Source organism: Streptomyces sp. NPDC002055, assembly GCF_040296705.1.
Lineage (GTDB): Bacteria > Actinomycetota > Actinomycetes > Streptomycetales > Streptomycetaceae > Streptomyces.
Genome location: NZ_JBEOXS010000019.1, coordinates 73734 through 95791, shown reverse-complemented (window position 1 = coordinate 95791; position 22058 = coordinate 73734). Strand labels below are relative to the sequence as shown.

The window sequence follows — 22058 nt, the reverse complement described above, 5'->3', positions numbered from 1 at the left end:
GAACGGCTGCCCTCGCCGGAACGCGACCGTCCGCCGGAAGCCCCGCGTGCTACCCCGGACTGACACGGACGGGTGAGCCGGTCCGCGCGGTGAAACCGGCGCACACGCCCCGGATGTCCCGCCCGGTATGACATCCAGCGATCTGCTCACCGCCCTGCGCCCGCTGCTCGCCGCCGAGGCCGCGGCCGAGGCGTACGGCACCGGAGTCGAGCCGGCGGATCTCGAACAGAGCGTCTGGCTGCGGCTGCTGGAGCGCAGCCGGCAGGCCGGGCCGCCGGCCTCTCCGGCCGCCTGGCTGCGGGCCGCCGTGCGCACCGAGGGACGGCTCGCCCGGCGACGGGCGCTGCACGAGGTGCCGTACGGGGCGGCCGCTCCCGCCGGACACCGGGCTGCCGGCACCGGCGGGCCCGCCGTGGACCGGGCGCCGGACCCGTCCCCCGGGGTCGAGGACCGGGTGCTGGTGGCCGAGACGTGCCGGGCGGTGCGTACGGCCGTGGCCCGGCTCCCCGGGCGCTGCCCGGGGCTGCTGACTGCGATGTTGTCGCCGAAAGACCCCACGTACCGCGAAGTCGCAGGCGAGTTGGGTATCTCACAAGGGAGTTTGGGGCCGACGCGTTCCCGATGCCTTGGATGTTTGCGCAGAATGCTCCTGGCGGAGGTTGCGGCTCCCGAACTTCGGGGAAAGGAGCGTTAGCCGACCGGCGCCACGGAGGCGGCGTGCACCCCACGGCGGCTCCACGGAAGGGCCCACGGCCCGGGCGCGGCCAACCACCCTCCTCGCGCCCGGACGGACCGACTAGGGGAGGCATGCGCACATGGGCATGAGCGTGACCATCTCTGCGGCGACCGAGCACGACGCCGAGCAGATTCTCAAGCTCCAGTACCTCTGCTACCAGAGCGAGGCGGCACTCTACGGCGACTACACCCTCGAACCCCTGACCCAGTCCCTGGACGCCCTGCGCGCCGAACTGGGCCGGGGCTGCGTGCTCGTGGCCCGGCTCGGCGAGGAGGTCGTCGGCTCGGTGCGCGGCACCGTCGACGGGGACGGCACGGCGGGCATCGCCCATCTGATCGTGCATCCGCGGATGCAGCGCCACGGTCTGGGCGGACGGCTGCTCCGGGCGATCGAGCAGCGGCTGTCCGGGGAGCCGGCGGCCAAGCGGTACCGGCTCCTCACCGGACACCGCAGCGAGGGGAATCTGCGGCTCTACCGCCGCTGCGGCTACGAGCCCGTCTCCACCGAGCAGATCTCCCGGAAGCTGAGCATGGTCACCCTGGAGAAGACGGTCACCCCGGAGAAGACGGTCACCCCGGAGAGGGACGGGGTGCCGGACCTCGTGGCCGGCGCCTGAGCGTTCCTCCGGGCACGGGCCCGTCGGGCGGTCACGCCCGGCGGGCCCGGCGCAGCCAGAGCAGTCCGGTCACCGGCAGCACCAGCGGCAGGAAGAGATAGCCCATGCCGTAGTCGGACCAGACGGTGGCGTCCGGGAAGGCGGACGGCTCGGCCAGGGTCCAGGTGCCCACGGTGAGGACGCCGGCCAGTTCGGCGGCACAGCACACCATCGCCAGCCGGCGGGCCCGTTCGCCGCCCCGGACCAGCGAGACCAGGATGAACGCGTAGACCAGCGCGGCGACGGCCGAGAGCACGTATGCCAGCGGCGCCTCGTCGAACTTCATGAGCATCTGGACCACGGAACGGGACGTGGCGCCCACCGTGAAGACCCCGTAGAGCAGCACCAGCAGCCGGCCGGGTCCCTCACCGAGGCGTCCGGCGCGGGCCCCGGTGGCCGGCTCCGGCGTGCTGTCCGCCGGGCGGCGGGGACCGACGACGGACTCCCGCGCGGTCGCGGACTCCGGCGCCGCGGCGGGCTCCCGGGAGGCGGCGGACTCGCGTGCGGCGGCGGACTCCGGCGCCGCGGCGGACTCGTGTGACGCGGCGGGCTCAGGCACCCGATCCTCCCCAGATGTCGAACAGCCGCACCTCGAGCACGGCCAGGACCAGGGCACCGGCCGACACCGTCGCCGACCCCCACCGGGTCCGTTCGGACAGCGAGAGGAATCCGGCCGCGGGCACGGCGGCGGCCGCGCCCAGCAGGTACGCGACGAACATGGCGGTGCCGTCGTGCGGCTTCTCCCCGCCCGCCAACCGGACGAGACCGACGGCGAGCTGGACGACGACGAGCAGCGTCACCACGGCCATGCCGATGAAGTGCCAGTCCTTGGTCGGCTGGTCACGGTGGAAGGCGAATCCGCACCACGCGGCGAGGGCGAGCGCGGTCGCACCGACCGCGATCGTCAGCGCGTCGATCACCGGTACCTCACCGTGGAGGTGCGCGGCCCCCGGGCGCGCGCGGTCAAGCGGTTGACAAGCATGGGACGACTCTAATGCGCCCGAAACGCCCGGCTGCGCGCGCCCCCGGAACCGGAACGTAGGCTCCCGCCTCATGAAGATCTCCGCTGACGCGCTGCTGTTCGACATGGACGGAACCCTGATCTCCTCGATGGAGTCGGTGCTGCGGTGCTGGACCCGCTGGGCACGGGAGCACGGCATATCCGCCGAGGAGTTCGCCCGGATTCCGCTGCACGGCCGTCCCGCGGCCGAGATCATCGCCGATCTGCTGCCCGCGGAGCGGATCCCCGGGGCCCTGGCCCGGATCGAGCAGCTGGAGGTCGAGGACGCGCGCGGCGGCGTCGTGATCCTGCCCGGCACCCGGGACCTGCTCTCCTCGCTGCCCGACGGCGGCTGGGCCGTCGTCACCTCCGCCACCCGCCGGCTCGCCGAGGCGCGGCTGGCCGAGGCCGGGATCCGTCCGCCGCTGCTCGTCGCCGCCGACGACATCACCCGCGGGAAGCCTGACCCGGAGCCGTTCCTGCTCGCCGCCGAGAAGCTGGGCGCCGCTCCGGAGCGCTGCGTCGTCTTCGAGGACGCTCCGGCCGGGCTGGCCGCGGGCCGCGCCGCCGGGATGCACACCGTGGCGCTGGCCACCACCCACGAGCCCGCGGAACTGCGCGCGGACACGCTCGTCACCGACCTCTCGGCGGTCTCCGCACGTCCCACGGACACCGGAATCGAGCTCTCTGCACGCCTCTGAGCTGCGGCTTTTCAAAGGGTGATCAAATGCGTCCGCTATGTGGACGCATTTGATCGGCCCGTATACGTGTCTGCTTTACTGGCCCGCATGACCACGACGAGCTGCCGCACCCCTGCGACCGAGGCGATGACGACGCCCGGTGCTCGTTGCCTGTGTCGAATGTGTGACCGCTGAGGGCCCCCGCCTGAGCCTCGCGCCCCGAAGCGAGACCGCTTCCCCCTGCCCGATCCGGCAGGAGAGAGCCCCGCTGCTCCGCACGCACTGACGCTGCGGACCGCGCCCTCCCGCGTCACGTTCCCTCCGGCCCGTCCGGACCACCCCCCGCACCGTGGCGCGCCCCGAGACGAATGCCCCCGTGCCCGGCGGCGATCCCGCCGCGCACTCGAAGCAATGGAAATCCCCTGTGATCACCACAACGGGCCTGACCAAGGTCTACCGCTCACGAGGCCGTGAGGTCACCGCCCTGGACGGCGTCGACCTGCACGTCCGCGAGGGCGAGGTGTACGGCGTCGTGGGCCAGAGCGGCGCCGGCAAGTCCACCCTCATCCGCTGTGTGAACCTGCTGGAGCGCCCCAGCTCCGGCACGGTCACCGTGGACGGCCAGGACCTCACCGCCCTCACCGGCCGCGGCCCCGGGATCCTCCCCGGCGGCAGCCGCGCGGGCGCCGCACTGCGCCAGGCGCGCAGCCACATCGGCATGGTCTTCCAGCACTTCAACCTGCTGTCCTCACGCACCGTGCAGGACAACGTGGAACTGCCGCTGGAGATCCTCGGGGTCTCCGGGCGGGAGCGGTCGCGCAAGGCCCTGGAACTGCTCGACCTGGTCGGCCTCGCCGAGAAGGCCAAGGCCTACCCGGCGCAGCTCTCCGGCGGCCAGAAGCAGCGCGTCGGCATCGCCCGCGCACTGGCCGGCGACCCGAAGGTGCTGCTCTCCGACGAGGCCACCTCGGCGCTCGACCCCGAGACCACCCGCTCGATCCTGCAGCTCCTGCGCGACCTCAACCGGCAGCTCGGCCTCACCGTGCTGCTCATCACGCACGAGATGGACGTGATCAAGTCGGTCTGCGACTCCGCCGCGCTGATGAAGGGCGGCCGGATCGTGGAGTCGGGCACCGTCTCCGACATCCTCGCCACCCCCGGCTCCGAGCTGGCGGACGAGCTGTTCCCCGTCGGCGGTGAGGCCTCCGGCCCGGACCGTACGGTCGTCGACCTCACCTTCCACGGCGAGGCCGCCACCCAGCCGGTGATCTCCCAGCTCTCGCGCACCTACAACATCGACATCTCCATCCTCGGCGCCGCCATGGACACCGTCGGCGGCCGGCAGGTGGGCCGGATGCGCATCGAACTGCCCGGACGCTTCGAGGAGAACGTCGTCCCGATCGGCTTCCTGCGCGAACACGGACTGCAAGTGGACGTCGCCGGCCCCGAGGCCGCCGTCGAGCTCGCCAAGGAGGGCGCCAAGTGACCTGGTCGGAGATGCAGCCCCTGCTGTCGCAGGCCTGTTGGGACACCCTCTACATGGTCGGCTGGTCCACCCTGCTCGCGGTCGTCGGCGGACTGCCGCTCGGCGTACTGCTGGTCCTGACCGACCGCGGCGGACTGCTGCAGAACATCGTGGTGAACAAGGTCGTCGGCGTGGTCGTGAACATCGGCCGCTCGCTGCCGTTCATCATCCTCATGGTCGCGCTGATCCCCTTCACCCGCTCGATCGTCGGCACCACCATCGGCCCGGAGGCGGCGATCGTCTCCCTCGCCGTCGGCGCGATCCCGTTCTTCGCGCGGCTCGTCGAGACCTCCGTGCGCGAGGTCGACCACGGGCTGGTCGAGGCCGTCCAGGCGATGGGCGGCAGCACCTGGACCGTCGTCCGCAAGGCCCTGCTGCCGGAGTCGCTGCCCTCCGTTGTCGCCGGGCTCACCACCACTGTCATCGCCCTCATCGGCTACTCGGCGATGGCCGGGGCCGTCGGCGCCGGCGGCCTGGGCGACGTGGCCATCCGCTACGGCTACCAGCGGTTCGAGACGGACCTGATGCTCATCACCGTCGGCGTCCTGGTCGTGATCGTGACCGCGGTCCAGCTGACCGGTGACCTGGCCGCCCGCCGTCTGTCCAAGCGCGGCCGGTCGGTCTCGGCGGGCACCCGGTGGCGGATCCTCAGCCGGCCCGCGCCGGGCGCGACGACCATCAACCCCTGATCTCCCTGCACCACCCCCAGCAGGGCGTACCACCCATGGAGAAAGGCACTTTTCGTGCGTAACACTGCCAAGATCGCAACGTCCGTCCTCGCCGCGGGAGCCCTCACCCTGGGGCTCTCCGCCTGCGGAACCGGATCCGGCTCCGCCAAGGCCGACGCGAACGCCCCGCTCAAGGTCGCCGCGAGCCAGGTCCCCCACGCGGAGATCCTGGACTACGTCAAGACCCACCTGGCGAAGAAGGCGAACCTCGAGCTCGAGGTGCAGCCCTTCACCGACTACGTGACGCCGAACACCGCCACCCAGGACGGCTCGGTCGACGCCAACTACTTCCAGAACCAGCCCTACCTCGACGACTTCAACAAGAAGAAGGGCACCACCATCGTGCCCGTCGTCACCGTGCACCTGGAGCCCCTGGGCCTCTACTCGCACAAGGTGAAGAAGGCCGACGGCCTGCGGAGCGGCGCCACCGTCGCCATACCCAACGACACCGTCAACGAGGCCCGCGCGCTGAAGCTGCTGGACGAGCGCGGCATCATCGAGCTCAAGAAGGGCGTCGGCAACGAGGCCACCCCGCAGGACATCGCGAAGAACCCCAAGAAGCTGAAGTTCAAGGAGCTGGAGGCCGCCCAGCTGCCCCGCTCCCTCGACGATGTCGACGCCTCGGTGATCAACGGCAACTACGCCATCGACGCGAAGCTCAAGCCGTCGAAGGACGCGCTGGTCCTGGAGTCGCCCAAGAACAACCCCTACGGCAACTTCCTGGCCGTGAAGAAGGGCAACGAGAAGGACCCGCGAGTGAAGAAGCTCGCCAAGCTCCTCACCAGCCCCGAGGTCAAGAAGTTCATCGAGGACAAGTACAACGGCTCCGTCACCGCGTCGTTCTGATCCCCCGTCCGACCGCACCCCGCCGGGGCCGGGTGCCGGCGTCCCTCACGGATTCCGCACCCGGCCCCGCCGGTTCTCCGTACCCGGTCCCGCCCGTTCTCCGCACCAGGTCCCGGAGGACTGCCGGGACCGGATGCCGCGTGCCCGGTCCGGCGCCGCAGGGTTGTCGGCGCCGGACGGCACCCGGCCGAACCGGAACGTCCGGTCGTTCCCGAACACCGAGGTGACGCCGGGGCGTCGGGCCGGATACGGACACCGCGCCCCGGCCCCCGGCCGCGGCGGGCGTTCGAACGGTGAGGCGATGGTTCCGCACCCCCGCGCGGGGCGCGGGACCATCGCCTTCGGCCGCTCCCGGCACTCCGTCATCTCCCGTTCCCACCCTGCGAGATGACCCCCCAGGCTGCGTTTTCGCAGGCCGATGCTGCATGCTGGGCTTTCTGGCAGGTCCCTGGCTATGGAGCGGCGCATGACATCCACCTTCCCGGACATCACCATCAGTACCGAACGGCTGGTGCTGCGCCCGTTCGAGGAAGCGGACGTTCCCGCGCTCACGGACATGATGAGCGACGAACTGGTGACCGCCTGGACGCCCGTCCCCCAGCCGTACACCGCCGCCGACGCCCGCGACTGGGCCACCCGCCTCGCCCCCGCCCAGCGCACCGAGGGCCGCGGTGTCGTCTTCGCCGTCACCGAGTTCCTCACCCAGCGGCTCGTCGGCACCGTGAACCTGCGGAACACCGACTGGCACTGCCTGTCCACCGAGGCCGGCTACATCACCGCCCCCTGGGCGCGCGGCGAGGGGTACGCCTGCGAGTCGATGCAGGCCGTCGCGCTCTGGCTGTTCCGGGACCAGAAGTTCGAGCGGATGGAACTGCGCACCGCCGCCGACAACACCGCCTCCCAGCAGGTCGCCCAGAGGATCGGCTGCATCAGCGAGGGCGTCCTGCGCAATGCGGGGATATGCCGCAGCAAGGTGGAAAACGGCGCGAACGGCAGCTGGACGGACATGCGCACCGACCTGATCGTGTGGAGCCTCCTGCCGGAGGACCTGGAAGACCTCTCGGGCGCCTTGACGGACACCGGCGGCTACCCCGCGTACCCCGACTGGAGCTGAGAGCCCGGACCCGGACGGCGGCTCCGCCGGCGGGTCCGCCCCCGCGCGTCGAGCCGCACACCCGCAGCGCACAGGCCTGGACCTGCCCGGTACTGTGCAGCCCCGGGGCGAACCCCCGCACCCCGGGTGCCCCGCTCGCACACCCGCGGGCACCACCTGAGACCTCCCAGGAGACTGACGACGATGTCCGACCGGGTCACGGTGATCGGATGGGACGGCTCGCCGCTGACCACCGCTGCCCGCTCCGCGCTCGGCGCGGCCACGCTGGTGGCCGGAGCCGCGCACCACCTGGCGCTGCCGGAAGTGCCGCCCACGGCCGAACGCATCCGGCTGGGCAGCGTCGGCCTCGCGGCCCGCCGGATCGCCGGCCACCGGGGCAGCGCGGTCGTCCTCGCCGACGGGGACCCCGGCTTCTTCGGCGTCGTCCGCACCCTGCGCGCACCCGAGTACGGGCTCGAGGTCGAGGTCGTCCCCGCCGTCTCCTCCGTGGCCGCCGCCTTCGCGCGGGCCGGCATGCCCTGGGACGACGCCCAGGTGGTCGTCGCCCACGGCCGGGACCTGCGCCGCGCGGTCAATGTCTGCCGGGCCCACACCAAGGTCGCCGTCCTCACCTCACCCGGCGCGGGCCCCGCCGAACTCGCCCTGCTGCTCGGCCGGGTGCACCGCACCTTCGTCATCTGCGAGGAACTCGGCACCGACCGGGAACAGGTCACCGTCCTCACCTCCGACAAGGTCCCCGACCACACCTGGCGCGACCCCAACGTCGTCATCTCCATCGGCGGCTCCCGGCTCGTGCCCGGCGCGGCCACCCAGGGCGGCGGCTGGATAGCCGGACGGGACCCGGTGCCCCCGCCCGCCGTGCGCGGCTGGGCCCTGCCCTCCTATGACTACGGCTCCGTCGAACTGGGCGAAGGGGAGTCCCCGCAGCTCAGGGCCGCTCAACTGGCCCGGCTCGGGCCCCGTGTCGGCGATCTGGTGTGGGACATCGGGTCCGGCTGCGGCGCCGCCGCCGTCGAGACCGCCCGCCTCGGCGCCGCCGTCATCGCCGTCGACCGGGACCCCGACGCCTGCGGCCGCACCGCCGCCGTGGCCCGCCGCTTCGGCGTCCAGCTCGAGCTCGTGCACGGCGTGGCACCGCAGATCCTGGAGGACCTCCCCGAGCCGGACGTCGTCCGGGTCGGCGGCGGGGGAGCACCCGTCGTCGCGGCCTGCGCCGCACGGCGGCCGGAACGGATCGTCGCCCACGCCCCGACCCGGGACGCCGCCGAGGCCATCGGCCGTGCGCTCTCCGATGCGGGATACGCGGTGGAATGCGCCCTGATCCAGTCTGTGGAGTTGGACACGTCGGGCCCCTCGGCGTGGTCCGAACGGGAGCGCGCGGTCGCCTTCCTGCTGTGCGGCCACCGCATTCCCCGGCTCTGAGCCGGTCGTCCGGCATTCGCCCCCTGACCTGTGGACCTGCCCGCGCGGGGTAGGCTGGCGGACCGTTGTACTGCCGCGCGGCGTTCGGCGCTTCGTTCGCCAATGTCCCGAAAAAACCCCCGGTTTGAGGTGAGCGGGTACGACGATCGGGGGACGCGCGACGTGCCGCGCTGCGCATACGCTCGTTGTCCCTACGGGCGGTCGCCGCGCCGTGGTCGGGCGCGCCGGACGAGCGGTGGGAAGGATCACTACCAATGGGCGAGGGGTACGCATGACTGACACCGGCCAGGTCCCGGGCGAGGGACTGCCGGAGAACGCAGGCGGACAGCAGGAGATGCCGCAGTACGCGACTCCCTCCGCCCCCGCGGGTGCCGGCCCGTCGGAACAGCCGGGTCCCATGCCGGGCCCCGACGCGTACGCCTACCCCGGCCGCACCGGTGCCGGGGACGATGAACTGCTGATGCCCGGGGCGCAGGGCGCCTGGAGCGACCAGCCGCCCCAGGTCCCGTACCCAGGCGCCCCGGACTACGGCGTCCACACCCCTCATCCTGGGCAGACCGGGCATTCCATGCAGGCCGAACACTCCGTGCAGACCGAGCACTCGGTCTACGCGGACCCCGCGCAGCACGGTGACCCGTCCTTCGCCGGACAGCTCCCGCCGCAGGTGCACCTGCCGCACCAGACGCAGCCGCACCAGCCCCACCACGGTGCCGGGATGCCGGACCAGGGCGGGTACGACCCCGCGATACATCCGTCCGGAATCCCCCCGCAGCCCGGGGCGCACGGCCTGTCGGGGCAGCACGCGGAGGCCGCGGCGGACCGGTCCGGTACGCACGAGTCCGGTGGCCGCGACACCGGATCGGTCGACTACGGCTCGGTGCGGATCCCGCACCCGGCCACCCCGCAGTCCGCCCCTTCCGCCTCCTCCTCCGCCGCCCCGACGGCGCCGGCCACGCCCTCCCGGCGGCCGCTCCACATGGGGCCTCCGGTCCCCGAGACCTCCGGCGGGGTCGTCCGCTCCCTCGCCGACCGCGGACCGGCCGGTGCGCCGGCGCCGCGCACGGCCGGACCGGCCACGGTCGGGCCGGAGTACCTGGACGTCCCGCGCGAGGACGCTCCCTCCGTACCGCTCTACGCGGAGCAGCCCGCGGCGTCACTGCCCGGCCCGCAGCTGGGCGAGATCCCGTCGCAGCACACGCCCTGGGAGGGGCCCGCGGCGGACTCCCCGCAGGCCGCCGCGGCGCAGGCCGCCGCGACGGCGGAGGCGCAGCCGGGTACGGCCACCCCGCCCGCCGGGACCCCGGTGGACGCGGCCGGTCCGTCCCCCGCGGCCGGGGAGCCCGGCCCCGGGGCGGAACTCCCGACGGCGGCCGAGGCCCTGGCGGCGCCCGGGACCGTTCCGGCGCCCGACGTGTCGGCAACTCCCGGCGCCGAGCCCGCCGCGGGCCCCGCGCCGTCCGGCGCGCAGCCCGCTCCGGGCGCGGCCGATCCCGCCGCGGAGAGCCCGGCCGAGGCCCCGGAGGCGGGGCGGCCCGGCGCCGAGTCCGCGGACCCGGCAGGCCCGGGGGGCTCCGACGACCCGCAGGCCGCAGCCGCCGGTGCTGAGGCAGCCGTGCCGTCCGAGGGCGCGGAGGAGAACGCTCCGGAAGGTGCGACGACCGGGGGCGACGACGGGGCGACGGCCCCGGACGCCGCAGCGACCCCTCAGAAGCCCGTGGGCGAGGGCGATGCCGACGTGCAGCCCGACGGCGCGCCGGCGACGGAGGCGACGCCCGAGGACCGGGCGTCCGAGGCCGCCGCCGCCGACGCCGTGCCCACGGCCGGACAGGGAACGGCCGGAGAGGGAACGGCCGGACAGGGATTCGTGCTGGCCGACGCGCTCGTCCGGCCGCAGTCGGCCCCCGGGACCGACCCCGCACCCACGGCGAACCCCGCACCCGAGGCCGAGGCCGGAGCCGAGGCGGACGCCGCAACGGGCGCCGACGCCGCGGACGCGGTGGAGCCGGAGACGGCCGAGGCCGGTGCGGACGCCACGGCGGGCGCCTCGCCGGAGGCCGCAGCCGCGGCCGGTGCGGAGGCTGCCGGCGGGACCGAAGCGCCGGGCGCCGAGCCCGAGCAGGCCCCCATCGCTGAGGCCGAGATCGAGCAGGCCCCTATCGCTGAGGCCGAGACCGATCAGACCGCCGCCGAGACGGTCCCGGACCCCGCCGCGGTGCCGGATTCCGACGCGGAACCGGCCGCTGCCGCGGTGCCGGATTCCGGGACACCGGCCGCTGCCGCGGCCCAGGAGGAGCAGCTCACGGAACAGACCCCGGCGGACCCGGCCCAGGCAGCCGAACCGACCGCCGAACCGGCCGCTGACCAGTCCACCGACGCCCCGGCCGCGGACGACGCCGGACCGGCCGACGACGCCGGGACGCTCGCGGACGACACCGGAACGCTCGCCGAAGACGCCGGAACGCCCGTGAACGACGCGGACCCGGCGCCGGACTCCGACGCATCGGGCGCGGCCTCCACGGAACCGGACGCCGCGGAACCGGCCCCGGACGCCGCGGAGCCGGAGCCGGAGAGCGCGACCGAGGGATCCGGCGACGACCCGGAAGCCGCGGACGACCTCGCCGTCATGCCCGGAACCGCCGCGGCCGGATACGACGAGGCCGAGCGCGAGGCCGTGCTCCGGGTCATGCGCGAGCGCCGCGACATCCGCAACGGATTCCGCACCGACCCGGTCCCGCACGACGTGCTGCTGCGCGTCCTCGAAGCCGCGCACACCGCGCCCAGCGTCGGACACTCCCAGCCCTGGGACTTCGTGGTCATCCGGTCCGCCGAGACCCGGCAGGCCATGCACGAACTGGCCGTCCGTCAGCGGGAGGCCTATGCGAAGTCCCTCCCCAAGGGGCGGGCGAAGCAGTTCAAGGAACTGAAGATCGAGGCGATCCTCGAGACCCCGGTCAACATCGTCGTCACCGCGGACCCGACCCGCGGCGGCCGCCACACCCTGGGCCGCCACACGCAGCCCCAGATGGCCCCCTACTCCTCCGCGCTCGCCGTGGAGAACCTCTGGCTCGCGGCACGCGCCGAGGGTCTGGGCGTGGGCTGGGTGAGCTTCTTCGACGAGCGGGAGATGGTCCGGACGCTCGGCCTCCCGGAGCACCTGGAGGTCGTCGCCTACCTGTGCGTCGGCTACGTCGACGAGTTCCCCGACGAGCCCGAACTGCTCCAGGCGGGCTGGTCCAAGCGCCGCCCGCTGTCCTGGGTCGTCCACGAGGAGACGTACGGCCGCCGCGCCCTCCCCGGCGAGGACCCGCACGACCTGCTCGCCGAGACGCTCCAGGGCATCCGTCCGCTGGACGCCAAGGCCCTGGGCGAGGCGTGGGAGCGGCAGAAGCGGATGACCAAGCCCGCGGGCGCGCTGGGCATGCTGGAGATCATCTCCGCGCAGCTCAGCGGCCTGTCCCGGCAGTGCCCGCCGCCGATTCCGGAGCCCGCGGCCGTGGCGATCTTCGCCGGCGACCACGGAGTGCACGCCCAGGGCGTCACCCCGTGGCCGCAGGAGGTCACCGCGCAGATGGTCGCCAACTTCCTGGGCGGAGGCGCCGTCTGCAACGCCTTCGCGAACCAGGTGGGGGCCGAGGTGTGCGTGGTGGACGTCGGCGTCGCCGGCGAGCTGCCGAAGACCCCGGGGCTGCTGCCGCGCAAGGTGCGGGCCGGTACGGACGACTTCACCGCCGGGCCGGCGCTGTCCCGCGAGGACGTGCTGCGCGCCATGGAGGTCGGCATCGAGACCGCCCGTGACCTGGTCGCGGCCGGCAACAAGGCCCTGCTGACCGGCGAGATGGGCATCGCGAACACCACCGTCTCCGCCGCGCTCATCTCCGTCTACACCGGCGTGGACGCCGCCGAGGCCACCGGCCGGGGCACCGGCATCAACGACGAGACGCACGCCCGGAAGGTCGACGTCGTCCGGCGGGCCCTGGAACTCCACCAGCCGGACCCGTCCGACCCGGTCGGTGTGCTGGCCGCGATCGGCGGCCTGGAGCACGCGGCGATCGTCGGCCTGCTGCTGGGCGCCGCCTCCCTGCGCACGCCCGTCATCCTGGACGGCGTCAGCGCGGGCGCCGCGGCCCTGGTGGCCCGGGCCATCGCACCGGAGGTGCTGGCGGCCTGCATCGCCGGCCACCGCAGCGCCGAGCCGGGCCATGTCGCGGCGCTGACCAAGCTCGGTCTGCGGCCGCTGGTCGATCTCGACCTGCGGCTGGGCGAGGGCACGGGCGCGCTGCTGGCGCTGCCCCTGGTGCAGAGCGCCGCGCGGGCGATGCACGAGGTGGCGACCTTCGACGCGGCCGGCGTCACGGAGAAGGCGTAGCCGCACCGGCGGCGGGGAGCGGCCACCGGGCCGCCCCCGCCGCCGTCGCGGGCCCCGGGCCTGCGATGATCTCCTGTGCCGCGGGCGGAGTCGCCCCGTAGGGTGTCCGCAGCAGGGCACCCCTTTCCGCCGCTCCAGGGTCGCAGCGGCACCACTCCCTTCTCCCCGCATGAGGAGCCCCACCGCCATGACCGAGAACGCCGCCACCGCCTACCCAGTCGGACTGCGTCTCGCCGGACGCCGCGTCGTCGTGCTCGGCGCCGGCGAGGTGGCCCAGCGGCGGCTGCCGGGACTGCTCGCCGCCGGAGCGGACGTGCTGTTGGTCTCGCCGTCCGCCACCCCGTCGGTGGAGGCGATGGCCGAGGCCGGCGAGCTGCGCTGGGAGCGGCGGCGCTACCGCGAGGGCGACCTCGCGGAGGCCTGGTACGTGGTGATCACCACCGACGACCCCGAGGCCAACGCGACGGCCTCCGCCGAGGCGGAGGACCGCCGCATCTGGTGCGTCCGCAGCGACGACGCCGAGGCCGCCACGGCGTGGACCCCGGCCACCGGCCGCAGCGAGGGCGTGACCGTCGCGGTGCTCACCGGCCGCGACCCGCGCCGGTCCGCCGCGGTGCGCGACGCCGTGGTCGAGGGCCTGCGCGACGGCACGCTCGCCGCCCCGCACCACCGGGCCCACGCCTCCGGCGTCGCCCTCGTCGGCGGCGGCCCCGGCGACCCGGACCTCATCACCGTGCGCGGCCGGCGGCTGCTCGCCGAGGCGGACGTGGTGATCGCCGACCGGCTGGGCCCGCGGGACCTGCTCGACGAACTCCCGCCGCACGTCGAGGTGATCGACGCGGCGAAGATCCCGTACGGCCGGTTCATGGCCCAGGAGGCCATCAACAACGCGCTCATCGAGCACGCCAAGGCGGGGAAGGCCGTCGTCCGGCTGAAGGGCGGGGACCCGTTCGTCTTCGGCCGCGGCATGGAGGAGGCCGAGGCGCTGGCGGAAGCCGGGATCCCGTGCACCGTCGTGCCGGGCATCTCCAGTTCCATCAGCGTGCCCGCCGCCGCCGGGATCCCGGTCACGCACCGCGGGGTGGCCCATGAGTTCACCGTGGCCAGCGGACACGTCGCCCCGGACGACCCGCGCTCGCTCGTCGACTGGCAGGCCCTCGCCCGGCTGCGGGGCACCCTGGTACTGCTGATGGCCGTCGAACGCATCGAGCCCATCGCCGCCGCGCTCGTCGCGCACGGCCGGCCCGCGGACACCCCGGTCGCCGTCATCCAGGAGGGCACCACGGCCGCCCAGCGGCGGGTGGACGGCACCCTGGCCGATGTCGCCGCGAAGGTGCGGGCCGAGGGCATCCGGCCGCCGGCCGTCGTGGTCGTGGGCGACGTCGTCGGCGTCGGCCCGGCCGGGCGCGCGTGACCCCCCACCGTTGGCACCGCGGTCGGGACAAGGCAGGATCACCCTGTGGCTGATCTCATCACGGTCGACGACCCGGGCGATCCCCGGCTGCGCGACTACACGGGCCTGACGGACGTCGAACTCCGGCGGAAGCGGGAGCCCGCGGAAGGCCTGTTCATCGCGGAGGGCGAGAAGGTGATCCGGCGCGCACGCCACGCCGGGTACGAGATGCGCTCCATGCTGCTGTCGGCCAAGTGGGTCGACGTGATGCGGGATGTGATCGACGAGGTCCCGGCGCCCGTCTACGCGGTCAGCCCCGAACTCGCCGAACAGGTCACGGGCTACCACGTGCACCGCGGCGCGCTGGCCTCCATGCAGCGCAAGCCGCTGCCCACCGCCGACGAACTGCTGGCCGCGGCCCGCCGGGTCGTCGTGCTGGAATCCGTCAATGACCACACCAACATCGGGGCCATATTCCGCAGCGCCGCCGCGCTGGGGATGGACGCGGTGCTCCTCTCCCCGGACTGCGCCGATCCGCTCTACCGGCGGTCGGTCAAGGTCTCGATGGGCGCCGTCTTCTCCGTCCCCTACGCCCGGCTGGAGAACTGGCCGCGCGGCCTGGAGTCGGTGCGCGAGGCCGGGTACTCCCTGCTCGCCCTGACCCCGGACCCGAAGGCCTCCGCCATCGACGAGGCCGCTCCGCACCGGCTGGACCGGGTGGCCCTGATGCTGGGCGCCGAGGGCGACGGGCTGTCCACCCAGGCACTGGTCGCCGCGGACGAATGGGTCCGGATCCCGATGGCCCACGGCGTCGACTCCCTCAATGTGGGGGCCGCGGCCGCCGTCGCGTTCTACGCCGTCGCCACCGGCCGGCCGCGGGACTGAGACGGCTTCGGGGACGGCCCCGGTGTCCCCGGCCGACCGGACGCCGTGGTCGATCGCGGTGGCGGCAGCCTCCCGGAGGGAACCGACCGAGCGGGGCCGACCCCGGCGGGCGCCGCACGGGCCGCGACCGGGGCCGCTGCCGGCACGCGTCGGCAGCATCGGCGGCCGTGGCGGCAGGCACCGCGCAACCGCACCCGGATCAGCGCAGGGTGCTCTGCCCCGGCCGGTCGATCAGCCCCAGACTCCGCGCCGGGCCCTGGCACCCCTGCGCCGCCGCGATGCCCAGCGCCACCAGCAGGGTCACCGTGACGAACACGATGAGCCGCTGCCGCAGCAGCCGCCGGTCCGGGCCGGGACGGCGTCCCGGCCGGGTGGGGCGCGCGGGCCGCCGGCCGGTGGGGCGCGTCCCGTTGCGCGGCGGCGGCGTACGCCGCCCGGAGTGCGGTCCCGAGTGCGGCCCGGAGTGCGGTCCGGTCCCTGGCGGCAAGGGGCGCGTGGAGCGGTCGCGGGACGCCTGCCCCACCGCCGGGCGCCGCTCCGCGCGCTGCCGCGGGTAGTCGTCGGCGAGGGCCACCGGCGACCGGTCCGGCTCCCGGCCGTGGGCCTCGCGCGTCGCGATCTCCTTGAGCCGCATCGACAGCTGCAGCGTGGTCGGCCGCTCCTCCGGGTTCTTCGCCAGGCACGCCTGGATCAGCGGCGCCAGCGCGTCGGGCACACCGTGCAGCTGCGGCTCCTCGTGCACCACCCGGTAGAGCATCACTTCCGAACTGCCCTGTCCGAACGGCGAATCCGCGGTCGCGCAGTAGGCGAGCGTCGCGCCCAGCGCGAAGACATCGGTCGCCGGGGTGACGGCCGCGCCCCGCACCTGCTCCGGGGCGAGGAATCCGGGGGAGCCGACGGCGGTGCCCACATGGGTGAGCGTGCTGGCTCCGGTCGCCCAGGCGATACCGAAGTCGATGATGCGGGGGCCCTTGGGGGAGAGCAGGATGTTCGACGGCTTGAGGTCGCGGTGGACAACTCCCGCCTCGTGCACCGCCACCAGCCCCTCCGACAGCGCGGCGCCGATGGACGCGGTCCGGGCGGCGGAGAGCGGACCGTCCTCGCCGACCTTGTCGTGCAGCGAAGGGCCCGGTACGTACTGGGTGGCGAACCAGGGCCGGTCGGCGTCCAGGTCGGCCGCCACGAGCCGGGCGGTGCAGCCGCCGCGGATGCGCCGGGCCGCCGAGACCTCACGGGCGAACCGAGACCGGAACTCCTGATCCTCCGCCAGGTCCGGCCGGATCACCTTCAGCGCCACCCGCTGACCGCGCCGGTCCGAGCCCAGGTACACCACGCCCATCCCGCCGGCACCCAGCCGCCGGTGCAGCCTGAACGAGCCGACGACACGCGGGTCCTCGCGCCGGAGCCGCATCATCGCCATGTCCGTCCCCTACCTCCGGTGGGGATGCCCCACGCCTACCTCCGGTGGAGATACCCCACCCCTACCTCTGGTGGGGATGCCCCACCCCTACCTCCGGTGGGGAGGCCCCACTCCGCTGCCCATCCGTCTGACGTGGCACAGCTTACGGATTGACGGCCCGGTGTGCTCATAGGCCGCGCATGCGTCGTCAGACGGAGTGTCAGTACCGGACAGGAATCCCGAACGAGCCGTCGGGACGCGGCCCGGCCCGCCCCCGCCGGGGCTGCACGGAAGATCAACTTCCTTTTGTGGCAGGCCAGTTGAGACGGTGAAGGCCCCATGCCGGGCGGCGCCCGGGGCCCGAGTCGGCCGCCGGAGCGGCGGCGCACGGCTCCACCGACGCGCCCGCGGCAGCCGGGGCGCGTCGCGGCCGGGGGAGGGGGCGCGTGAGCGATGTCACCCCCTGTCCACCCCTCCGGGAGGCGGGCGGCTCCGGCCCTGTACCCGAACGGCCTCCTGGTCCCGGCGGGGGCGGGACGGGCCGCACACCGTCGGGCCCGCCCCCTTCCCGCTCGCGCCGACGGCCCTCCCGGTACGGTCGGGAGAGGCGCCGGTGCCGGGCCGGAGAGTGCCCGGCGGAAGCACACCGAACGCCCGGTGCGGGACCCGCACGGACACCGGATCCGGCCGGGAGAACCCTTACGCGGGAGGGCGGATCTCCACCCTGCGGAGTATCCCGGCGGGTTGACCGTCATCCTCCGGGATGCCCGGCAATCAGTACGAGGGCATGACGACCCCGAGCCGATGCGGCCCTAATGTTGATCACAAGCGGCGGGCGGAGCACTCGTCCCCCGAGGTCAGACGCCCGCCGCCCCACAGACCATCAGGAGGCGGGGGCAATGGCGGACACGGCAGGACGGACCATCGGCCGGTCGCGGGGACTCAAGGCGGTCGCCACCATCGGCGTCCGCAGCTCCGGCACGCGTCACCCCCTGGTCGCCGCGGCCATGGTGCTGCCCCTCGCGCTGCTCCTGGCGGTCACCTTCGGCGGCTGGGAGGCCGTCGTCACTCAGGCGTCGTCCGTGGCCGGAGCCCTGGGGCGCTGAACCGCGCTCCGTCTTCCCGGGAGAGCGGCCCGGTAAGGCATCCGGTCAACAACCCCGTGGGGACGGGGGTGCGACGGACGGCACGAATGCCCGGACGGCTGGGGAGCCGTCCGGGCATCGCGCCGTCCGAGGCCTGTGACCTGCGTGAACAGGTCACAGATGAGGTCGGGGCACGACACCGGAGCCCGGCCTGCCGCAGCGGGACGGGAACATAGGGGACCCAGGCCCATCGGCCGTCCGTGCGATCGGCCCGGCACCGGCTGCGCCGGGCCGATCATCTGCTCATTTCTGCCCAGACGACCTTGCCGAACGGACGGTCGTCCACGCCCCACTTCGCGAGGTGGTCCACGATGACCATCCCGCGTCCGCGCAGCCGTTCCCCGGACTCCGGCCTGAAGCGCGGTCGCCTGCGGACCGGGTCGTGCACCTCGATGCGGACCCGGCCGGCTGTCACGGTGACAACCAGGGCCAGGAAGTCGTCCGGCTCGGTTCCGTACCGGACGGCGTTGGTGACCAGCTCCGACACGACGAGTTGCACGTCGCGAACGAACTCGCGATCGATGCCGGGTAAGGCGCGCTCGACGACCTCGCGCGCGTAGTCACGGGCGTGGCCGACGGATGCCGGTTCGCTGGCGTAGAGGACCTGCGGTGGCGGGTCCGTTGGAAGTGAGCTGATGGGACCGGGGCCCCGCCGTCGTTCGGTCATGCGCCTTCCTCACGGATGCTCTGTCGCGGTCTGCTGCAGGGACCGGATGGTTCCTCGAAGTAGGCAACACCTCTGACAGAGCAGCGGGTACCGTCGGAAGGGGTGTCGAAGGGTGTCGCTCCCACTACCCCTCGTCACGGGAGGAGCTGAGGATGAAGGAGCCGAACGGCAGCCTCGCGCAGTGGCTGGTCCGGTCGAGGATGAGCCGCGGGGAGCTGGCGCGGCGTGTGAAGTCCACAGCGGTGCAGTGGGGGCAGCCCCACATCTCACCGGATGCGACGCGCATCCGCTGCTGGCTCAACGGCGAGACGCCTCGTGCCCCGCTCCCGGACATCCTCGCCGCCGTGTTCTCGGACCACTTCGGATTCCGGGTCACCACCTACGATCTCGGGCTCGGTGACATCGGGGCGGCCGACGCCGCGCTCGGATACAACCCTTCATACGCGACTACGGTGGAAGTCGTCGCAGACCTGGGGAGAGCTGACGTGGACCGACGAAAGTTCCTTGCAGCCGCACCGTTTGCCGCCGTCGCGGGGGTCGGGCCCTCGCGGGACTGGCTCCTGAACACGCTTGATCAAGAACCGGAGCCGGGGCCGCGAGTCCGTCTCGAAGACGTGTCCGCAGTGAAGAACATGTTCACGACCTTCCAGCGGATGGACATCTTCCAGGGCGGAGGATCGGGTCGGTTGTTGCTCGCCGACTACATGAACGCCCATGTGTATCCGTTGTTGCGCCGTGCCCACAGCGAGGACGTGCGGCGCGCCCTGTGCGAGGCGGCAGGGGAACAGACTTATCTGCTGGGCTGGATGGCCTACGACAACGGCGAGCACAGCATCGCGCAGCGCTACTTGATCCAGTCGCTGCGCCTTGCCGAGGAGTCGCGGAACCCAGCGCTCGGCGCGCACGTGCTCGCCGGGATGGCCGATCAGGCCACACTGCTCGGTAACCCCGGCGAGGGGCGCAGGCTGGCACAAGCCGGCCGTCAGGGTCTGTCGCGGACCACCTCGGCGGCGTGCCTGGCGGACCTGTGGTGCCTGGAGGCGCGAGCGCTCGCGCTGCTCGGCGACAAGTCGGCGGCCGCGCACGCCGTCGTCCAGTCGGAGCGCGCGTACGAGCGGGTCGACCTCGCCGACGAACCGGACTGGGCGGCATTCATCGACCCGGCATACCTGCATGGGGAGCACGCGAACACCTTCCGCGACCTGGGCGACGCCGAGGCGGCCGAGAAACACGCCCGCCGGTCCATCGGTCACGCGGCCCTGCAGAAGCGAGCCCGTCGTGGGGCGATGTCGCAAGCGGCGCTTGCGGTGTCCCATCTGCAACGGCGCGACCTCGAGGCAGCGCACTCCGCGGGCGTCCGAACGCTCAAGCTGTCGGCACAGGTGAAGTCGTCGCGGTGTGTCGAGGCGGTGCAGGACCTGCAGCGGCGCATGCAGCCGTTCGGCCGGCACCGACTCGTGGCGGACTTCAATGACCGGGCCCGTGAGCTGGTTGCCGCCGCGTAGGCGCTGAGCACGCGGAGGCGCCCTCCTGTACCGGTCATGCATGACCGGTACAGGAGGGGCGGGGGCATCCGGCCCAGGGAGTGCGGACCGGACTCGGCAGCTCTCCCCGGGCGAGCCGTACGATGCCCCGGGCCGCACCGGGACGGCCCGGACCGCATCGCGCAAGGGGACACCATGGGCACGCCGCTGACCGACCGGCTGGCCGCGCTCGGACGGGGAGCCTCGGGCGACGGCCGGGCGGTCGTGCTCGCGGACCGGCTCGACGGCACCGTCGTCCGTGTCGGCCCCGTGGTGTCCAAGGCCCACGCCCCCGACAGCGACCGGGATGACCTCGCCGCCCGGATCGCTGTCGCCCGCCACCCGCTGCTCGCCGGGATCCTCCTGGCACCCCTCGGTGACGGCCGGCTGCTGGACGCGGACGGCCGCCCGGCCAGCCTGTGGCCACTCGGTGCGCCCGTGGCGCCGGACGACCCCGACGCCGCGCCCTGGGAGGAGGCCGCGGCCCTCCTCGCCCGACTGCACTCCGTACCGGTGGCCGAACTGCCCGGCCCGATACCGCCGATGCGCGGCCCGGCGAAGGTGGCCAGGGCCCTGCGCAGGCTGCGCGCGGCCGACGCCCCCGGAACGGCCGCCGCCACCGTGCTGTGGGCTGCGTCCGGACTGCCGCCGTGGGCCCGCGGCGAGGCCGCACCTCCCCAGTCCCCGACAGCCCCGCTCCGAGCCGGTGCCGCACCGCACCGTCCCCAAGAGGCCCCGCTCCGAGCCGAGGCCGCACCGCCCCGGACCGCCTCACCCCGGACCGGGCTCCTCTGTCACGGTGATCTGCACCTCGGGCAGCTCGTCAGGCACCCCGCACCGGACGGCCCGTGGCTGCTGATCGACGTGGACGACCTCGGGCTCGGCGACCCGGCCTGGGACCTTGCCCGCCCCGCGGCCTGGTACGCCACCGGACTGCTCGCCCCCGACGTCTGGCAGCGGTTCCTCACCGCCTACCGCGCCGGTGCCGGCCCCGCGGTGTGCACCGAGGGCGACCCCTGGCCGGAACTCGACGTGCCCGCCCGCGCGCTGACGGTCCAGTCCGCCGCGCTCGCGCTGGTCAGGGCAGCGGCGGAGCGCCGTGCCCCGGACGAGGTGGAACAGGCCCTGGTCGACGCCTGCGCCCGGATCCTCGCGCTCCCCGGCGGAGACCGTGACCGCGCACCGTAGGGTGAAGTCGCCGTCGCCGGGCAGACTTCCGGCGACGTCCGATGGACTGGCGAGGAGCTGAACGACGATGCAGTGTCCCAAGTGCCGTGCGCCGATGCACACGTACAACCGCAACGGTGTCCAGATCGAGCAGTGCAGCGGCTGCCGGGGGATATTCCTCGACTACGGCGAGCTGGAGTCGCTGACCCGGCTGGAGTCGCAGTGGGCGCAGCAGGCCCCGCCCCCGCCGGCGCCGCCGCAGGCGTACCCGGCCCCGGCCGCTCCGGCCTGGGGCGCTCCGCACCACGGGCATCACGGCCACCACGGTCACCATGGTCATCACGGCCACAAGAGCTTCGGCCGGATGCTCTTCTCCTCCTGAGCGTCATGTCCCGGTGGGCCCGATACGGCCTGGACACGCCCGGGGTGTCCAGGCCGGGCCCCGGACGTCCCGTACGCACCGGAGCGCATGCACCACAAGAACGCACGCACCACAGGAGCCCGCGCACCACAGGAGCCCGCGCGGCCGCACCTCACGAATCGCGGCCGGGACAACGGCAAACAGCCGAGGGCCGGAGCTCGAAGCTCCGGCCCTCGGCCTCTGTGCGTGATGCGTGGACGATACTGGGATTGAACCAGTGACCTCTTCCGTGTCAGGGAAGCGCTCTCCCGCTGAGCTAATCGTCCTCGGTGGTGCAAGTACTGCGTGCGCGATACTGGGATTGAACCAGTGACCTCTTCCGTGTCAGGGAAGCGCTCTCCCGCTGAGCTAATCGTCCTCGGTGGTGCAAGTACTGCGTGCGCGAG

General features: G+C 73.7%; 19 protein-coding genes and 1 tRNA gene. 15 read left to right on the top strand and 5 right to left on the bottom strand.

Features of this window, described 5'->3' with window-relative positions; all coding sequences use genetic code 11:
- The first annotated feature begins 127 nt into the window (after nucleotides 1–127).
- On the top strand, nucleotides 128–694 hold the full coding sequence (locus ABT112_RS14590; protein WP_351509312.1) for an RNA polymerase sigma factor: 567 nt from the start codon (nucleotides 128–130) through the stop codon (nucleotides 692–694).
- Between the two features lie 121 nt (nucleotides 695–815).
- On the top strand, nucleotides 816–1352 hold the full coding sequence (locus tag ABT112_RS14585) for a GNAT family N-acetyltransferase (RefSeq protein WP_351509310.1): 537 nt from the start codon (nucleotides 816–818) through the stop codon (nucleotides 1350–1352).
- Nucleotides 1353–1383: 31 nt separating this feature from the next.
- On the opposite strand, the gene ABT112_RS14580 is transcribed toward ABT112_RS14585, so the two are convergent.
- Nucleotides 1384–1743 carry a hypothetical protein gene (locus ABT112_RS14580; RefSeq protein ID WP_351509380.1) on the bottom strand — a complete coding sequence of 120 codons (360 nt, stop codon included), beginning with the start codon at nucleotides 1741–1743 and terminating at the stop codon, nucleotides 1384–1386.
- 199 nt (nucleotides 1744–1942) lie between these two features.
- On the bottom strand, nucleotides 1943–2311 hold the full coding sequence (locus ABT112_RS14575; protein ID WP_351509308.1) for a hypothetical protein: 369 nt from the start codon (nucleotides 2309–2311) through the stop codon (nucleotides 1943–1945).
- A gap of 133 nt (nucleotides 2312–2444) precedes the next feature.
- Here ABT112_RS14575 and ABT112_RS14570 point away from each other — a divergent pair, with 133 nt between their 5' ends.
- The 9 genes from ABT112_RS14570 to ABT112_RS14530 all read left to right on the top strand — a co-directional run bounded on the left by ABT112_RS14570 (nucleotide 2445) and on the right by ABT112_RS14530 (nucleotide 15350).
- The gene (locus ABT112_RS14570) at nucleotides 2445–3092 is read left to right on the top strand and encodes an HAD-IA family hydrolase (RefSeq protein ID WP_351509305.1); all 648 of its coding nucleotides are present in this window, start codon (nucleotides 2445–2447) and stop codon (nucleotides 3090–3092) included.
- A gap of 403 nt (nucleotides 3093–3495) precedes the next feature.
- Nucleotides 3496–4557, top strand: a complete 1062-nt coding sequence (locus tag ABT112_RS14565) for a methionine ABC transporter ATP-binding protein (protein WP_351509303.1) — start codon at nucleotides 3496–3498, stop codon at nucleotides 4555–4557.
- Nucleotides 4554–5285, top strand: coding sequence for a methionine ABC transporter permease (locus ABT112_RS14560; RefSeq protein ID WP_351509301.1), 732 nt, complete (start codon nucleotides 4554–4556; stop codon nucleotides 5283–5285). The genes ABT112_RS14565 and ABT112_RS14560 overlap by 4 nt, the downstream gene beginning before the upstream one ends.
- A gap of 54 nt (nucleotides 5286–5339) precedes the next feature.
- Nucleotides 5340–6170 carry a MetQ/NlpA family ABC transporter substrate-binding protein gene (locus ABT112_RS14555; protein WP_351509299.1) on the top strand — a complete coding sequence of 277 codons (831 nt, stop codon included), beginning with the start codon at nucleotides 5340–5342 and terminating at the stop codon, nucleotides 6168–6170.
- Nucleotides 6171–6624: 454 nt separating this feature from the next.
- Entirely contained in the window at nucleotides 6625–7284 is a 660-nt protein-coding gene (locus tag ABT112_RS14550) for a GNAT family N-acetyltransferase (RefSeq protein WP_351509297.1), read from the top strand.
- A gap of 183 nt (nucleotides 7285–7467) precedes the next feature.
- Complete coding sequence (gene cbiE, locus ABT112_RS14545) at nucleotides 7468–8706, top strand: precorrin-6y C5,15-methyltransferase (decarboxylating) subunit CbiE (RefSeq protein ID WP_351509295.1); 1239 nt, start codon at nucleotides 7468–7470, stop codon at nucleotides 8704–8706.
- 271 nt (nucleotides 8707–8977) lie between these two features.
- A complete protein-coding gene (gene cobT, locus ABT112_RS14540; protein ID WP_351509293.1) occupies nucleotides 8978–13072 on the top strand; it encodes a nicotinate-nucleotide--dimethylbenzimidazole phosphoribosyltransferase in 4095 nt (1364 codons plus the stop codon).
- A gap of 187 nt (nucleotides 13073–13259) precedes the next feature.
- Entirely contained in the window at nucleotides 13260–14486 is a 1227-nt protein-coding gene (gene cobA, locus ABT112_RS14535) for a uroporphyrinogen-III C-methyltransferase (RefSeq protein WP_351509291.1), read from the top strand.
- A gap of 45 nt (nucleotides 14487–14531) precedes the next feature.
- Nucleotides 14532–15350, top strand: a complete 819-nt coding sequence (locus ABT112_RS14530; RefSeq protein ID WP_351509289.1) for a TrmH family RNA methyltransferase — start codon at nucleotides 14532–14534, stop codon at nucleotides 15348–15350.
- Nucleotides 15351–15549: 199 nt separating this feature from the next.
- Here ABT112_RS14530 and ABT112_RS14525 read toward each other — a convergent pair whose 3' ends face one another.
- Entirely contained in the window at nucleotides 15550–16770 is a 1221-nt protein-coding gene (locus ABT112_RS14525; protein ID WP_351509287.1) for a serine/threonine-protein kinase, read from the bottom strand.
- Between the two features lie 878 nt (nucleotides 16771–17648).
- Here ABT112_RS14525 and ABT112_RS14520 point away from each other — a divergent pair.
- The gene (locus tag ABT112_RS14520; RefSeq protein WP_351509285.1) at nucleotides 17649–17855 is read left to right on the top strand and encodes a hypothetical protein; all 207 of its coding nucleotides are present in this window, start codon (nucleotides 17649–17651) and stop codon (nucleotides 17853–17855) included.
- A 274-nt stretch (nucleotides 17856–18129) separates the two neighbouring features.
- Here ABT112_RS14520 and ABT112_RS14515 read toward each other — a convergent pair whose 3' ends face one another.
- A complete protein-coding gene (locus tag ABT112_RS14515; protein ID WP_351509283.1) occupies nucleotides 18130–18561 on the bottom strand; it encodes an ATP-binding protein in 432 nt (143 codons plus the stop codon).
- A gap of 152 nt (nucleotides 18562–18713) precedes the next feature.
- On the opposite strand from ABT112_RS14515, the gene ABT112_RS14510 reads away from it, so the two are divergent.
- The 3 genes from ABT112_RS14510 to ABT112_RS14500 all read left to right on the top strand — a co-directional run bounded on the left by ABT112_RS14510 (nucleotide 18714) and on the right by ABT112_RS14500 (nucleotide 21633).
- The gene (locus tag ABT112_RS14510; protein ID WP_351509281.1) at nucleotides 18714–20066 is read left to right on the top strand and encodes an NsdA family TPR-like regulatory protein; all 1353 of its coding nucleotides are present in this window, start codon (nucleotides 18714–18716) and stop codon (nucleotides 20064–20066) included.
- 174 nt (nucleotides 20067–20240) lie between these two features.
- Nucleotides 20241–21272 carry a phosphotransferase gene (locus ABT112_RS14505; RefSeq protein ID WP_351509279.1) on the top strand — a complete coding sequence of 344 codons (1032 nt, stop codon included), beginning with the start codon at nucleotides 20241–20243 and terminating at the stop codon, nucleotides 21270–21272.
- A gap of 67 nt (nucleotides 21273–21339) precedes the next feature.
- Complete coding sequence (locus ABT112_RS14500) at nucleotides 21340–21633, top strand: TFIIB-type zinc ribbon-containing protein (protein WP_351509277.1); 294 nt, start codon at nucleotides 21340–21342, stop codon at nucleotides 21631–21633.
- A gap of 233 nt (nucleotides 21634–21866) precedes the next feature.
- Here the strand turns inward: ABT112_RS14500 and ABT112_RS14495 are convergent.
- Nucleotides 21867–21938 (bottom strand) — tRNA-Val (locus ABT112_RS14495).
- Nucleotides 21939–22058: the final 120 nt, after the last annotated feature.

Coding starts and splice junctions, on each gene's coding strand:
- ABT112_RS14500 (WP_351509277.1), top strand. CDS start 21,340: ATGCAGTGTCCCAAGTGCCGTGCGCCGATGCACACGTACAACCGCAAC.
- cobA (WP_351509291.1), top strand. CDS start 13,260: ATGACCGAGAACGCCGCCACCGCCTACCCAGTCGGACTGCGTCTCGCC.
- ABT112_RS14520 (WP_351509285.1), top strand. CDS start 17,649: ATGGCGGACACGGCAGGACGGACCATCGGCCGGTCGCGGGGACTCAAG.
- ABT112_RS14525 (WP_351509287.1), bottom strand. CDS start 16,770: ATGGCGATGATGCGGCTCCGGCGCGAGGACCCGCGTGTCGTCGGCTCG.
- ABT112_RS14570 (WP_351509305.1), top strand. CDS start 2,445: ATGAAGATCTCCGCTGACGCGCTGCTGTTCGACATGGACGGAACCCTG.
- ABT112_RS14510 (WP_351509281.1), top strand. CDS start 18,714: ATGAAGGAGCCGAACGGCAGCCTCGCGCAGTGGCTGGTCCGGTCGAGG.
- ABT112_RS14505 (WP_351509279.1), top strand. CDS start 20,241: ATGGGCACGCCGCTGACCGACCGGCTGGCCGCGCTCGGACGGGGAGCC.
- cbiE (WP_351509295.1), top strand. CDS start 7,468: ATGTCCGACCGGGTCACGGTGATCGGATGGGACGGCTCGCCGCTGACC.
- ABT112_RS14585 (WP_351509310.1), top strand. CDS start 816: ATGGGCATGAGCGTGACCATCTCTGCGGCGACCGAGCACGACGCCGAG.
- ABT112_RS14515 (WP_351509283.1), bottom strand. CDS start 18,561: ATGACCGAACGACGGCGGGGCCCCGGTCCCATCAGCTCACTTCCAACG.
- ABT112_RS14550 (WP_351509297.1), top strand. CDS start 6,625: ATGGAGCGGCGCATGACATCCACCTTCCCGGACATCACCATCAGTACC.
- cobT (WP_351509293.1), top strand. CDS start 8,978: ATGACTGACACCGGCCAGGTCCCGGGCGAGGGACTGCCGGAGAACGCA.
- ABT112_RS14590 (WP_351509312.1), top strand. CDS start 128: ATGACATCCAGCGATCTGCTCACCGCCCTGCGCCCGCTGCTCGCCGCC.